We start from the raw sequence: 13,340 nt of genomic DNA, 5'->3' as shown, positions 1-13,340 counted from the left end.
AGGCGGGAGGCCCCCCGTCCTCCCGCTTCCCGAAGTCACGCCCCAGCTCAGCTCGCCACGACCTCGGTCGAAGAGTCGCCTCCGTCGGGCACCGGCGAGCTCTGACGCTTCACTTCATCCTCGTACGCAACGAGCACGAGCGCCCGCAGCTTCTCGATATCGCTCGGGGCGTTGAAGTACACGCGGCTCTTGCCGATGCTTTCGGGAGTGGCTTCCACCTCGAAGCCCTTCGCCAGCATCAAGGCCTGCTCGAGGGGAACACGAGACACGAGGGACTTCTTCTTGCCATTGGTGAAGGCCCGCAGGAACCAGGAAGTCACCTTGCCCAGGTTGATGCCGAAGTAGCTCGCCGAGTCCTTGTAGCCAACGGTCTGCTTGATGGGCGATTCCGCGCAGATCCGCTGGACGATCCGGAAGATCTCCAGCTCCACCTCGGTCGTCTCGATCTGGGTACCGGAGGACGGTTCGACCGCACTGGCAGCCGCCTGGAGCGATTCCGCGGCGGACGGAGGAGCAGGCGGAGCAGCAACAGGCGTAACCGCCTGGACATTGGGCAGAGCGATCTCCTGTTGAATCGACTTCGTCATCATGTCGAGCAGGGTCGTCTGGATGGCCTTCTTGACGATGGGGATGAACCGCTCCACCACGTTCTTCGTCACACGGCCCGAAACGAGCTCCACCTCGGCGAGCAGGAACCGGACGAAGCTCTCGGAAGGATTGCGCAGCAGCTCGTTGATGAGTGCCGTCACCTTGCCCACGAAGATGATCTCCTCCGCATGCCCCTGGATGGACTCGGAGTTGAATGCCTCCTTCGTGAAAGGCCGGAGGAGTTCGACCTCCCGCTCGGTGAACGAGAGGATGTTGAACTCCATGAACGGCACGGAGTCCATCATGTTCTGCGCCTGGAGGTCCGTGAAGAACCGGTAGCGAATGCCATTCGTCACGACACCGATTCGCACCGACGGCGTGGCGTTGAAGTATCGCGAAAGCTGACCATCATGGTCCTCGGGTGCGGCATCCGCGGCCTTGCACTCGATGAAGAGCGCGGGCTGCCCCTTGAGGTGGAGCGCGTAATCGACCTTTTCGAGCACCCCACCCCGCTTCTTGGCGAAATCCGCCACGTATTCAGGCTGGGTCTCCGTGGGATCGTAGACGTCGTAACCGAGCACCTGGAGGAAGGGCAGGATGAGGGCCTGTTTCGTGGCTTCTTCGCCCTTGATGAAGGCCTGCCGCTTCTTCACCTGCTCCGAGAGCTGCCTCAAATCCTCACTGAGTCCCATTCGTTCCCCCTCATGCCTTGGTGCAGGCACAAACGTGTCACAGCGAACACTCGGGACCTTACCGCACCAGACTCCAGGCCCCAAGTGACGCCAGCCGCAATGAGGACGATGAGGGATCTAAGGTTGCAGCCCCGAGAATCGCAGCACCGCCGCGAGGAACTCGCTCAAGCGCGAGAGGTCATTGGCCGCCGAATGGACACGGACCCAATCCACCTCGGCGTATTCGTGCACCAACAGGTTGCGCAATCCCACCGCCTGACGCATGCGGCGGGCGAGTGCCGCGTCGATGACTCCCTTCTGGGCGAGCAACTCGAACTCCTCGCCCGCCGACTCCGGTGCACCCCAGGCGTTCTCGGCAATCAGGTGCTCCGCCAGGTCACGGCACTCCTCGACCGCGAGGATGAGATAGAAGGCACAGAGGTCGCGCCTCGGCCGCTCCGCCATGAAAACCTCGGGAGTGACCGTGGCCAGCGGAGCGATGAGCGACAGGCGCTCGCGCAAGCGCTCGGCTTTCTTCAGAACGACCGCTTTCATCGGCTCTGCCCCGATTGTTCTCCCTGCTCCCTCAGGAATTTCCGGAGTCCTGCCTCCGTGTAGCGGCGGAACCTCGGCTCGAAGTCACGCCACTCCCGCATGGCTTGCTGCCGGAACTCAATCCATTCGTCCTTATCTCCCAAGAGGAGCACCCCCTTGGAGATCTCATGACGCAACAAGGCGGAGCGCACCTGGGGCAACAGCACCACGTCCACCCGGCGTCCCGTGGCCTTCATCAGGTCCGCCACGAGGCCCCCTAGCTCCCAGGCATCCGGCGCTGGCTCCAACCGAAGTGCCAGATCCAGGTCACTCGACGGCTTCAGCTCCCCCCGGGCTCCCGAGCCAAAAAGCACGGCGAACGCAACATCCCCCCGGGCCGCGAGGCTTTCGCGAAGTTTCTGGAGCAGAGCGTCCATGATTCCCAAGAATAAGGACACCGTCTTCCATCTTCCACCTCCTCCTCACCTCGAGCCCCTTCCCCTTTCATTCCGCACGCCCCATCCAGGGCGTGGTGTAGAAACGGGCGCCCCTCTGGAGAGGAAACCGACGATGAATCGACTCGCGCTCGTTCTGGGACTCGTGCTGCTCGCCGGCTGTGCCACCGTGAAGAGCAGCCGCGTCCGCCCCGACTACGAGACCGTGGACAAGACACAGGTCAAGCGGCTGGCCGTGGTCACCCAGCCGCTCCCCGACGGCAAGCAGGAGGTCGGCGAGCTGTGGAGCCTCATCGCCCGCCGCTACGTCAACCAGAACCGCGACTTCATCGCCAAGGCCAACCTCGCCCTCGCCGGTTCCCCCGAGGACACCTCCCACAAGGGCCTGTGCGTCGAGGGCATCGAGGGTGTCCTCTGGCTCTCCCCCAACGTGAAGCGCTCCGGCAATGGCGTGGAGGCCGACGTGAAGGCCCAACTGCTGCGCTGCCGTGACGGCCAGGAGGTCTGGGCCGCCGAGGCCGCCGGAAGCTGGCCCTCCGAGGACGAGCGCTACAAGGAGCTCACCGCCCAATACACCAGCGAGCTCGGCGCCGATGTCGCCCCCTACGTCGGCCCCACCTTCCGCCTCCTCAGCGCCACCCTCGACACCCTCCCCCGCCCCACCCTCAATGACGCGGATGTCGAGGAGAAGATCGAGCTCGGGGAGTAACCCTCCATGGTGGACCAGGACACCGCCCTCCTCCGGCTCGGCATCTCCTTCGGGCTCGGCTTCGCGCTCGGCTTCGAGCGCGAGGTCCGCGGGCAGAGCGCGGGGCTGCGCACCCATATCCTCGTCTGCCTCGGCTCCTGCCTCTTCACCCTGACCAGCTTCTTCGCCGAGCAATCGCTCGGCGCCGACACGCACCAGGAGGTCCGGGCCGACGTCACCCGCATCGCCAGTCAGATCGTCGTCGGCATCGGCTTCCTCGGCGGCGGCGCCATCCTCCGCCATGGTGCCAGCATCCGGGGACTCACCACCGCCGCCAATCTCTGGCTCACCGCCTCCGTGGGCCTCGCCGTTGGCATCGGCGCCCCCCTGCTCGCCCTCGCCACCACGGGGCTCGCCCTCTTCGCCCTCGTCGGCCTGCGATTCCTCGAGCACGCCATCCGCCGCTTCCGCAAGCGGCACGGGCTCCTCGCCGATCATGATCTGAGCGTCCAGGAGCCCACGGAGGACGGGCAGAACACGGAGAAGCCACGGAAGTAGGCAGACCCTCACCCCAGCCCTCTCCCAGAGGGAGAGGGAGCTTCGCACGGGTTCAACCTGTGGTCCCTGGCACCCTCACCCCGTCCCTCCCCGAGGGGAGAGGGGTGGGCTCTCAGGGGTGGGTACTCACGGCTGCTCGCCCAGGCGACGGTCCATCTCCGTGCGGATGAACCGCTCGATTTCCTCCGCCGTCGTCAACTCCATCGCCGTCTCGAGCAACTGCTCCGCATCCGCACGGCTCGACTCCCGGATGATGCCCTTCACCGTGGGAATCTGTCCCGCCGTCATCGACAGCTCGTCGAAGCCCAGCGCCAACAACACCAGCGCGTAGATGGGGTCGCCCGCCATCTCGCCGCACATGGCCACCGGAATGCCCGCGCTCTTCGCCGCCGACACGATGTTCTTCAGCGAGCGCAACACCGACAGGTGCAGGGGCTTGTACAGGTACGCCACGTCCCGGTTCTGCCGGTCGATCGCCAGCGAGTACTGGATGAGGTCGTTCGTCCCCACCGAGAAGAAGTCCGCCTCCTGCGCCAGCCGGTCCGCTATCAGCGCCGCGCTGGGCGTCTCCACCATGATGCCCACCTGGAAGCGCTTGCCGAGTGGAACGCCCGCACGCCCCAGCTCCGTGCGGCAGGCCTCCAGCTCGCTCCGGGCCTCGCGCAGCTCGCTCATCCCGCAGATGAGCGGGAACATCATCCGCATGTTCCCGTGCACGCTCGCCCGCAGCAGCGCGCGCAGCTGCACCCGGAACAACTCCCGGTTGGCCAGGCAGTAGCGGATGGCCCGCAACCCCATGGCCGGGTTGGGCTCCTTCTCGTGCTTCGTCTTCCCCGGCACCTTGTCCCCGCCCAGGTCCAACGTGCGGATGGTGACGGGCCTGCCGCCCATCGCCTCCAGCACCTGCCGGTAGGCCCGGTACTGCTCCTCCTCCGTCGGCGGGCTCTTGCGGTCCAGGAACATGAACTCGGTGCGGTACAGGCCGATGCCCTCCGCCCCGTGCGACAACAGTGAGGAGATCTCCTCCGGGAACTCGATGTTCCCCACCAGCCGGATGCGGAAGCCATCCGTGCTCTGCGCCGGCAGATCCTTGGCCTCCAGCGCCCGGGCCTCCATCTCCGCGTGGCGGCGCATCGTCTCGTGGAAGAGCGCCAACTGGTCCTCCGTGGGGTTCACCAGGACGAGGCCCCGCGTGCCATCCAGCGCCACCAGGTCTCCCGGCGAAATCTGCTCGCTGGCCCGGCCCGCGCCCACCACCGCCGGCGTGGAGCGGGCGCGCGCGACGATGGCCGTGTGGCTCGTCTGGCCGCCCAGGTCCGTGACGAAGCCCGCCACCCGCCCGCTGCGCGCCATCATCGCCGTGTCCGCGGGCGACAAGTCGTGCGCCACCACCACCGCGTGGTCCGGCAGCGACACCTCCTCGTCCACCACCTGCCCCATCAGGTTGCGCACCACCCGGTCCGCCACGTACTCCACGTCCGAGCGCCGCTCCCGGAAGTACTCGTCCGGAATGTTGTCGAAGAGGTGCTTGAGCTTGCGCGCCACCCGCCGCACCGCCCACTCCGCGTTGATGCGGTCCTCCACAATCAGCCGGTTCACCTCGTCCACGAACATGGGATCGTGGAGCATCAACCGGTGGGCCTCGATGATGAGGCCGTGCTCGGGCCCCTCGGAGCGGGTTATCTGTTCCTTGAGCTCGGAGAGCTGGCGGTCGGACAGGTCCAACGCCGTCTTCATCCGCATGCGCTCGGGATCGACCTCGGCCTCGGCCAGCCGCAGCTTGGGGGTGCGCACCCGCTTGCGGTCCAGGATGTAGGCGTGGCCCACCGCCACGCCCGGAGAGGCGCCGATGCCCTTCAGACTCAACGTGGGGGTGGCCTGGCTGCTCACGGTCCCTTCTTCGTCTGCGGCGGCTCGCCGCGCGTGTGGCTTCACTGCGACTCGCCGAACCTGTTGGCGATGAGCTTCTGGATGTCCTGGAGACACGCCTCGGCGTCGTCTCCCTTGCACGTCACCGTCACTTCCATGCCCTGGGCCGCCGCCAGCATCAGCACCCCCATGATGGACTTGGCGTTGGCTTTCTGGCCCTCGCACAGGAGCGTCACCTCGCTCTTGTAGCGGTTGGCCACCTGGACCAGCTGCGCCGCCGCCCGGGCATGCAACCCCAGGGCGTTGATGATCTCGAATGTCCCTTCGGCCATGCTCGACATTGCCAGTCCCTGTTCTCCTCTTCCTCTACAAAAAGGCGCCCGCCACACAGGCCAGTCCCGCGGCGAGATAGAGCACCACGTAGTTCGGAACCCGCCGGGCGACCAGGAGGTAGGACACCACCCCCAGGGCCAGGCAGCCCGCGGACAGCAGGGGCGCGAAGCGGCCGCCCGCGTTGGCCCCGAAGGTGACGGCCAGCCAGGCCGCCAGTCCCCCCGCGCACGCCGCCGCCACCGCCCGCAGCTTCGCTCCCCGAGTGGGAAGATTCGCCCTCGCCACCGCCTCCACCAGCCTGTCCCCCAACGTCAATCCCAGCAAGTACAACCGGGCCCGGAGCGTCAGGTGGACGAGGTTGTAGAGGACGAGGAAGAGCACCGCCGCCCACGCCGCCAGAATCGGCACCAGCGCCGCGCACACCGCCCCGGTGGCCGGTTTGAGCGACAACCAGAAGAAGCCATCCCCCAGCGCCGCCAGGGGCCCCATGAGGGCCGCCTTGAAGGCCACCACCCGGTCCGGCGGCTCCTCGCCCCGGGCAATCCGCTGCTCGTGGTAGAGGACGCCCCCCACGATGGCCGCCGCCACGTACGGGTGGGTGTTGAAGAAGACGAGGTGGCGGCGCACCGCCTCCTCGAGTGCCTGCTTGTCCGGGTAGAGCCGCTCCAGCGCCGGGTAGATGGCGTAGGCCAGCCCCAGGTTCTGCATGCCCTGGGGATTCCACGACGCCTGCAGGAAGAGCGAGCGCAGGAAGACGCGCAGCAGCACTCCTCGGCTGAGGGGCGGGCTGACGACGCTCACAAGCACCCCCGGAGCAGGACGAGGAGCACGGCCAGGGTGACGATCCCGGCGCCCAGGCCCGCGAAGAGGGGGGCCCGCCGGGCATGGCTGCCCCGCGCGGCGATGGAGGCCGCCACCGAGGCCATGGCCGGGTAGGCCCACGCCAGGCCCCGCAGCGCCGGCAACGGCAGCCGCTCCAGCAGCGGCCCGAGAAAGAAGCCCACCAGCGCGCACGCGGCGGTGATCGCCCCGAAGAGGACGAAGTGCGGCCACATGCCCCAGAGGTTCTGCTGCATGGCGCGGGTGAGCTGGCCCGCCTCGGCCGAGGCCATGGCCTTGCGCGCCAGGCGCGACGAGTAGCGCTCCAGCACCCGGTCCACCACCAGGCCCACCCGTGCCAGCCCGATGAAGAGCAGGATGGCGATGGACCAGAGGGCCGGCGTGGAACCGGCGCCGGTGGCCGCCGCCATGGTGGCCGCGGCGGCGGAGGTGCCGGTGGCCGACAGCGTGTCGTTGTCCGGCAGCGCGGCGCCCAGGTTGGCCGTGCCCAGGTGGAAGAGCTCCAGCAACATGCCGATGAAGAGCCCGGAGGGCACGTCGTTGAGCAGCAGCCCCATGGCGGTGGCCGCCACCAGCGGGCGGGAGAACATGGCCTGCAGGAAGGCCTTGCGCTCCACCGCGACGAGGCCGCCCCAGACGCCGGCGAGCGCGACCTGGGTCCAGCCCACGCTCACGGCCTCATCCCGCCTTTCCCCACCGCTCTTTGAGGTCCGCCAGCTCCACCGGCTTCTCCGCCGGCACCGCCCGCGCCTCCACCTTCACGCCCTCGTCCGCCAGCCGCTGCAGCGCCTGCAGCTCCGACTCGGCCAGGAAGACGGAGGGCGACACCTGCCGCCGGCCCGTCCCGAAGTGCACGTTGCCCAGGTTGAGCTGCTCCACCTTCAGCCCGTGCGCCTGCGCGAAGGGCACCGCCGCCACGTCCCGCAGCAGCACCAGCGTCTTGACGGCATCCTTGGAGAGGCCGGCGAAGTCCACCTGCGCCAGCGGGAAGATCTGCACCTCGATGGCGCTCTGCACCGCCAGGGCCATGGCGGCGCGCACCAACGGGCTGCTGGCCGCCTCGTCGTCAGCCACGACGACGCGCGAGACCTTCAAATGCGGGAGCCAGGCCTCGACGACCTGTCCATGAATGAGGCGGTTGTCGACGCGGACCAGGGTGATCACAGCAGTCTCGAATCGCCCACCCTCGGGGGGCCGTCAAGTTCGCGGCGCGGGCGGTTGCGGCTGACGCTGCTGGGCCTCGCGCAACAGGGCTGAAGCACAGGTGATGTTGCGCTGTCCATAGGACGCCAGCTGGCTGGCCATCTCCGCCAGGGGCAGGTCCTCGGAGCGCAGGGAGTTGGCCTTGAGGAGCATCGGGAGGTTCACGCCCGCGAGCACCTCCAGCTTGCCCGACTGACAGCGCTCCGAGCACATCATCAGCGACTCCTTGCAGGGAGTACCGCCGAAGAGGTCGGCCATGACGATGACGCCATCGCCCTGATCCAACGCGGTCACCGCCTGCCGCATCTTCGCCCGGAGCTCCTCGACCGAGGTTCCAGGCTCGATGTTGCAGGTCGCCACCGCGGGCAGCTTGCCCACGATCTGCTCAGCGGTCGCTACCAGCTCGTCCGCCAGACGTCCGTGCGATGCCACTACGAGGCCGACCATGATCACCTCTCACCAGCCCCCCCAGGGCTGGACCTGACTACGCCTGAATGGTGCGATGCGCAACCCCCACCGAAAGTTTCCGTTGGCACCCAAGCCACCACCCCACTCCCACCCACCTTCCCTTGCAGAAGGAAGGTAAGTCAGCTTCCGGCCCCCCGCCCGCAATTTCACCGTCTTTCGGACGAACCGCTGTCGTCTGCCAGACGAGGAGGCAGGGACAGGCGGGAGGAGCGCCGGGTCGCTCGCGCATCTTGCCACCCATCAGGAGGAGATGCGCGGGAGGGGGTGTGAGCGCGCGGAGGCGCAATCCTCACCCGGCCCTCTCCTGGCGGGAGAGGGAGGAGTCAGCCGGCGGTGAACCACCCGCTCAGCTTGAGGGCAAAGGTATGCCCACCGGGTGAAGTGAGCGCATCACCGAGGAAACGGGGCGACAGCGGGTCGCTCCGGGCCGAGGGGGTGGAGCGGTCCTGCTGCCACACGAGGAAGACGGTGCTGCCCGGCCGCCACTCCCAGCGCAGCACCACGTTGCTGCGGAAGGAGCGCAGGTTGAAGTCCGGGTCACCCAGGCGGAAGGAGGAGCCGCCGTCCACCAGCTCCATGTCCCCGTCCGCCAGGCGCGAGAAGGAGCCGTAGCGGCGCAGGGTGCCACCGGCCCGCTCCAGCTCGCCGAAGCCGCTGAAGGAGCCGCTGGAGGCGAAGGGCTCGGCGTAGGCCTCGATGCTCAGGTCCGGAGAGAGGAAGAGGTTGGCGCGCAGCCGCAGCGCCACCTCGCGGCGCCGCACGGAGCCGAAGACGTAGCGATTGCCGAACGTCCCGGCGCCGCCTCCCTCCAGCGTGTCCACGTACTGCATCCCCTCGGTGTAGAGGGAGGCGGTGGGCTCGAGGCCCAGGCGCAGACGCCGGTGGAGCTGCAGGGTGAGCGAGGCCGACACGAAGCCGCCCTGGCTGCCCTGCTCGAACGCCCAGAGCGAGCCGGTCACGCGCCAACGCGTGGTGTCATTGAAGCTGTTCTCGAGGGTGAGCTCCCCGTCCACGCCCTGCGCCGTCCGCATGAGCGGCCCGCCCCGGGTGAGCGAGTCCGAGAAGGCCCGCGGCAGGTACGTCACCCGGAACTCGCCCGCCCAGAAGTTGGGGAAGGTGGCCGCACCGGTCAACTCCAGCTCGCTGGACTGGCGCGTGAGGCCGTAGTTCCAGTTGGAGGCGGCGGACAGGCCCAGCTCCCAGTTGCGCAGCAGGCGGCCCGGGTTCGTCTCCCGGTACGTCAGGCCCAGGCTGGCATCGAGGTCGTCCGCGGTGTTGAGCCGGCCCAGGTCGTTGAGCTCGAAGCCCGGGGAGAGCGCGTTGGCGCTGGCGTTCCACAGCCAGTGCTCACCACTCACCCGCTCCACCTTCGCGCCGAGCGCGTAGCCGGACAGCGCGGTGGCCTCGGGGTCCACGCGCACGTACGACTGGTCCGGCCGCTGGAAGTAGCGGGCGCTGGACTCCTGGAGCCGGGTGATGGCGGCGGCGTCTCCGCGCACCAGGCTGCCGCCCGCGTAGCCGGAGACGAAGTACTCGCCGCCCATGCGCAGCCGGAAGTCCGCGCCTCCCGAATACGCCTCGCGGGCCAACTGCCGCGTGAGGCCCTGACCTCCGCCGATGTGCCGGTACATCGTGGTGGCGGTGGCCCCCACCACCGAGCCGCCAGGGCCCAGCTCCTGCTGCGCGCGCAGCACGCCGAAGCCGGTGCGCGAATCGAGCTTCACCCGGCCCCGCGCCCCGGTGGCGAAGTCATAGGTGTCCGCGAACGCGTCCCCGGTGAAGGCCCCCAGGGCGCCCAGCGACAGGCCCGAGGACAACCGCCCGGTGAGCTTCGCCGCGCCCCAGATGGTGCTGGCGCGCGGGGACTCGACGAAATCCGCGGACGCGGAGAGCCGCGGCGCGCCCCCCACGCGGCGCGAGTAGAAGTAGGCGGGCCCATAGCCGCTGCTGTTGTTGAGGAGCTGGCCACCCTCGGTGAAGAAGGGGCGGCGCTCCTCGAAGAAGTTCTCGAAGGCGGTGAGGTTCACCTGGGCCGGGTCCGCGTCGACCTGACCGAAGTCCGGGTTCACCGTGGCGTCCAGGGTGAGGTTGGGCCCGAGGCCCATCTTCGCGTCCAGGCCCGCGCGGCCCGAGTAGGGGGTGCGCTTCTCGAAGGGCGTGCCGGCACGCGGGTTGGCGCCCGAGGCCGCCTGGATGTCCCCGGCGAGGTAGGGCACCACCTCGATGCGGCGCGAGGGCGCCACACCGCGGATGCCGGTGAGCTCGCCGAAGTGGGAGGACCAGGCGGTGACGTCGCGCGGCACCACCACCCAGAAGGCGTCCTCGTTGCGGCGGGGGATGTAGCGGTTGATGTTGAGACCCCACACCTGCTGCTCGGCCGCGTTGAAGCGCAACTGGGAGAAGGGGATGCGCAGCTCGGCCACCCAGCCCACGGACGTCTGCATGGTGCGGGCCTCCCAGACGGGGCTGTAGGAGGCGTCGCGGACGTACTCGTGGTCCTGGGGGTGATACCAGTCCACGCGTACCCCGGCGGCGGTGACGGCGAAGCTGTAGGCGGTGCGCCGGTCCCGGTACGTGTCCAGCGAGATGATGAGGCGCTCGGCCGAGCCGCTCTCGTCGCGCCGGGTCATCACCGTCTCGATGTCCTCGGGCTTGTCGCTGGCCATGCGCGCGCCCACGTAGAGGGCCTCGGCGTCGTAGACGAAGGCCACCTCCGTGCGCAGCGTGGACGGCTTGCCCTGCTCGGGCTCCTTCTGGGTGAAGTCGCTGGTGAAGGGGATGCGGCGCCAGATGTCGTCATCCAGCACGCCGTCCACGCGCGGGCCCTGCTCCACACGCACCGCCTCCAGGCGCCGCCCTTCCCCGGCCGTGGAGGGCTGGGCCCGGGCGGAGAGGCTCGCGAGGAGCGGGACGGAGAGCGCGGCGAGCGCGAGGACGGAGCGCGACATGGCGGGGCGAAGAACCATATCCAGGCCCCGGACGCGAGCCAGAACGAGACCACCTGCCAGGGGAGCGCCCCTCGCCGGTTCGCGGAGCGAGCCACCTCAGAACCCACGGAATAGAACGTAGAGGAGCGCGGAGAGCGCAAGTGAGACAAGGACAGAGCCCAGACGCCCAAGCTTGTTGGAGAAGAAGAAGAACATGCCGCCAACGTGAGGGCACCCCGGATGGGATGCAGGAACCAGCGACCCATCAGGCGCTCGAATTGTACGGGGGGACAACACGGGACGAGAAATTCATCGGATACACTCATCGGCCGGACAGCGAGGACACTCCACTCGCCGTCCTACCCTGACGATCGCCATCCACTCGTAATGGATGTAGAATCACAGGTATGCGCCTCGCGATTACTGGACTTGGCCTGACAAGCACACTCGGGGGGGTTATCGGTGGGTGCGCGGCGTTGCGGTGCGGCATGGCTCGCCCCAGAGCTCTCGATTACCATGTCGTGTCCTCCGGCGACATGCCAGGTGTAGAGCCCGTCATTGGACACCCGATTTCCGGGCTGACTGATGGATTCACGAGCCTGGCGCTTCATGCACTGTTGGTGCACCAGTCGCTTCGGGATCTCATCCATTACGCGCGACTCAGCACCTCAGAGTCCAGGTTCTGGCGGGATACGGCACTCATCCTCGGGATTTCCAGGGCCAGAACGCTGGAGCAGGAAGAACTCGAGGTCTTGCTCAAAGAGGAGCTCGTGCCCCTCGCCGTCCGCCGCGCTCGCCTCGATATTCCCCGGGAGAAGCAGCACGTGCTTCCGCGAGGACATGCCTCCGTCCTAACAGCGCTCTCGGATGTCTCCAAGTCAATTGCAGCAGGCCAGTTCCAGCGTGCACTCATCGTGGGCGTCGACAGCCTCGTCAGCCAACCCCTTGTCGAGCACTTCTTCCAGGAGGGCCGCCTCAAGACACCCGAACACCCAATCGGTCTGATGCCAGGTGAGGCCGCGGCGGCGCTGTTGGTCGAGGAGGAGAGAGCCGCCCAGCGGCGGGGAGCCCGGATCGAGGCTTTCATTGGAGCCCTCTCTCTCGGCACGGAAACAGTCCTGGAAAGGGGAAGCGCCTGTCAGGGGTTGCAACTCGCCGCGACAATCGAACGCACACTGGCGCAAGCGACACACATTGGGGACATCTACGGAGACCTCAACGGCGAGGAAAGGCGGGCACGGGAATGGGGAACATTCCTCGCACGGCTTCCACGAGAATCATTGCTTAGTCATACAGCAAGCCACTGGCCTGCGGTTTCCTTCGGTGACACAGGCGCAGCAAGCGGTGCCATCTCCATCGCCGCTGCGGCACGGTCCTTCGCCAGGAACTACGCCCGGAGTTCCGAGAGCCTTGTCTGGTCGAGAGCCGAAAGCGGAGAAGTCGCCTCCGGCCTCGTCATTCGCCCCTGAGAACAATGGAGGTCCGTTATGTCCGACAACTCACATGCAGCCTGGGACGCGAAGACCCTCAACCACCGAGACAAACCAACCGGATACGGATGCCTCTGGAGACACGACATCCCCCATACCTCTGCCTCATGGGCCACCCACCCCTGCAACTACCGGGTCAACGGATATAAGGTATCCTTGAGTTCGCGAAGCGAGCTCTACAATAAGGACCATCAGCAGATTGCCAAGAACCTCGGACTCGTGACCAAAGACTTCAGCGACGTGAGTTCCAAGGGAAAGAAGTGGATTTGGAAGAAGTTCCCCTCCACTGACAACTCGAGTCGCAAGTCCCCATTGGAGAACTACTTTCGGCAGGCAAGGAAGTCCCTCGACTGGCTACGCCGTGGGAAGGAGGGCTGGCACATCGGGATCTCACACCTAAACCCAACACCCAACCATCCCCAGAGGAAAGGCAACCGTCCTCAATTCCAGCCCCGGCAGAACGAGGTACTCGGCGGGTATGGTGCCTTCTATCCGTACGAGCACAACTTCCATCACCTCATTCCCATTGGGGCCATCGAGGAATGGGTCATCGGCAAGGGGACGACTGGAGGCTCCACACGCTCTGAACGAATCATCAAGATGATCCTCTTCTCCCGATGGAACATCCACAACGAGAAGAACATCATCCTGCTCCCCAACCAGCAGTTCGAAGCGCGAATCGTTGGCCTTCCCGCCCACTGTCCATGGGATATTCC

General features: G+C 67.2%; 14 protein-coding genes. 4 read left to right on the top strand and 10 right to left on the bottom strand.

Going from position 1 to position 13,340, the window contains the following annotated elements; genetic code table 11:
- Positions 1–47: 47 nt before the first annotated feature.
- From Q664_RS48490 to mntA, 3 genes are all read right to left on the bottom strand, one after another.
- Positions 48–1,280 carry a type I restriction endonuclease gene (locus Q664_RS48490; RefSeq protein WP_043413382.1) on the bottom strand — a complete coding sequence of 411 codons (1,233 nt, stop codon included), beginning with the start codon at positions 1,278–1,280 and terminating at the stop codon, positions 48–50.
- A 117-nt stretch (positions 1,281–1,397) separates the two neighbouring features.
- Complete coding sequence (gene hepT / locus Q664_RS48485) at positions 1,398–1,814, bottom strand: type VII toxin-antitoxin system HepT family RNase toxin (protein ID WP_052519645.1); 417 nt, start codon at positions 1,812–1,814, stop codon at positions 1,398–1,400.
- Entirely contained in the window at positions 1,811–2,230 is a 420-nt protein-coding gene (mntA, locus tag Q664_RS48480; protein WP_152622794.1) for a type VII toxin-antitoxin system MntA family adenylyltransferase antitoxin, read from the bottom strand. Before mntA ends, hepT begins: the two co-directional genes overlap by 4 nt.
- A gap of 133 nt (positions 2,231–2,363) precedes the next feature.
- Between mntA and Q664_RS48475 the strand changes: the two genes are divergently transcribed.
- Both Q664_RS48475 and Q664_RS48470 read left to right on the top strand, forming a co-directional pair.
- The gene (locus tag Q664_RS48475; protein WP_043413377.1) at positions 2,364–2,957 is read left to right on the top strand and encodes an MXAN_6521/LA_1396 family lipoprotein; all 594 of its coding nucleotides are present in this window, start codon (positions 2,364–2,366) and stop codon (positions 2,955–2,957) included.
- 6 nt (positions 2,958–2,963) lie between these two features.
- Positions 2,964–3,494 (top strand): MgtC/SapB family protein, encoded by a 531-nt coding sequence (locus Q664_RS48470; protein WP_052519644.1) that lies wholly within the window; start codon positions 2,964–2,966, stop codon positions 3,492–3,494.
- A 126-nt stretch (positions 3,495–3,620) separates the two neighbouring features.
- Here the strand turns inward: Q664_RS48470 and ptsP are convergent, their stop codons facing one another.
- The 7 genes from ptsP to Q664_RS48435 form a co-directional block, all read right to left on the bottom strand.
- Positions 3,621–5,384 (bottom strand): phosphoenolpyruvate--protein phosphotransferase, encoded by a 1,764-nt coding sequence (gene ptsP / locus Q664_RS48465; protein ID WP_043413373.1) that lies wholly within the window; start codon positions 5,382–5,384, stop codon positions 3,621–3,623.
- A 41-nt stretch (positions 5,385–5,425) separates the two neighbouring features.
- Positions 5,426–5,704, bottom strand: a complete 279-nt coding sequence (locus Q664_RS48460) for an HPr family phosphocarrier protein (RefSeq protein WP_043413371.1) — start codon at positions 5,702–5,704, stop codon at positions 5,426–5,428.
- Between the two features lie 25 nt (positions 5,705–5,729).
- Positions 5,730–6,497, bottom strand: coding sequence for a PTS system mannose/fructose/sorbose family transporter subunit IID (locus Q664_RS48455; RefSeq protein ID WP_043413368.1), 768 nt, complete (start codon positions 6,495–6,497; stop codon positions 5,730–5,732).
- A complete protein-coding gene (locus Q664_RS48450) occupies positions 6,494–7,210 on the bottom strand; it encodes a PTS sugar transporter subunit IIC (protein WP_043413364.1) in 717 nt (238 codons plus the stop codon). The genes Q664_RS48455 and Q664_RS48450 overlap by 4 nt, the downstream gene beginning before the upstream one ends.
- A 4-nt stretch (positions 7,211–7,214) precedes the next feature.
- Positions 7,215–7,700 (bottom strand): PTS sugar transporter subunit IIB, encoded by a 486-nt coding sequence (locus Q664_RS48445; RefSeq protein ID WP_043413362.1) that lies wholly within the window; start codon positions 7,698–7,700, stop codon positions 7,215–7,217.
- 33 nt (positions 7,701–7,733) lie between these two features.
- Positions 7,734–8,186, bottom strand: a complete 453-nt coding sequence (locus tag Q664_RS48440; protein WP_043413419.1) for a PTS sugar transporter subunit IIA — start codon at positions 8,184–8,186, stop codon at positions 7,734–7,736.
- A 344-nt stretch (positions 8,187–8,530) separates the two neighbouring features.
- Entirely contained in the window at positions 8,531–11,155 is a 2,625-nt protein-coding gene (locus tag Q664_RS48435; RefSeq protein ID WP_043413358.1) for a DUF5916 domain-containing protein, read from the bottom strand.
- A 500-nt stretch (positions 11,156–11,655) separates the two neighbouring features.
- Here Q664_RS48435 and Q664_RS55870 point away from each other — a divergent pair, with 500 nt between their 5' ends.
- Together Q664_RS55870 and Q664_RS48425 are read left to right on the top strand one after the other, a co-directional pair.
- Positions 11,656–12,603, top strand: coding sequence for a hypothetical protein (locus Q664_RS55870; RefSeq protein ID WP_235217172.1), 948 nt, complete (start codon positions 11,656–11,658; stop codon positions 12,601–12,603).
- An 18-nt stretch (positions 12,604–12,621) separates the two neighbouring features.
- Positions 12,622–13,340 (top strand): hypothetical protein (locus tag Q664_RS48425; RefSeq protein ID WP_043413417.1); only part of this gene is annotated, 719 nt, incomplete at its 3' end.

This window comes from Archangium violaceum Cb vi76, assembly GCF_000733295.1.
Lineage (GTDB): Bacteria > Myxococcota > Myxococcia > Myxococcales > Myxococcaceae > Archangium > Archangium violaceum.
Note: the sequence above shows the minus strand (reverse complement) of the source record. Positions and strands in the feature narration are given on the sequence as shown.

What these genes read in the sequence shown, in the direction of transcription:
- Q664_RS48490 (WP_043413382.1), bottom strand. Translation starts at nt 1,280, where the DNA reads ATGGGACTCAGTGAGGATTTGAGGCAGCTCTCGGAGCAGGTGAAGAAG.
- hepT (WP_052519645.1), bottom strand. Translation starts at nt 1,814, where the DNA reads ATGAAAGCGGTCGTTCTGAAGAAAGCCGAGCGCTTGCGCGAGCGCCTG.
- mntA (WP_152622794.1), bottom strand. Translation starts at nt 2,230, where the DNA reads ATGGACGCTCTGCTCCAGAAACTTCGCGAAAGCCTCGCGGCCCGGGGG.
- Q664_RS48475 (WP_043413377.1), top strand. Translation starts at nt 2,364, where the DNA reads ATGAATCGACTCGCGCTCGTTCTGGGACTCGTGCTGCTCGCCGGCTGT.
- Q664_RS48470 (WP_052519644.1), top strand. Translation starts at nt 2,964, where the DNA reads ATGGTGGACCAGGACACCGCCCTCCTCCGGCTCGGCATCTCCTTCGGG.
- Q664_RS48460 (WP_043413371.1), bottom strand. Translation starts at nt 5,704, where the DNA reads ATGTCGAGCATGGCCGAAGGGACATTCGAGATCATCAACGCCCTGGGG.
- Q664_RS48440 (WP_043413419.1), bottom strand. Translation starts at nt 8,186, where the DNA reads ATGGTCGGCCTCGTAGTGGCATCGCACGGACGTCTGGCGGACGAGCTG.
- Q664_RS48435 (WP_043413358.1), bottom strand. Translation starts at nt 11,155, where the DNA reads ATGTCGCGCTCCGTCCTCGCGCTCGCCGCGCTCTCCGTCCCGCTCCTC.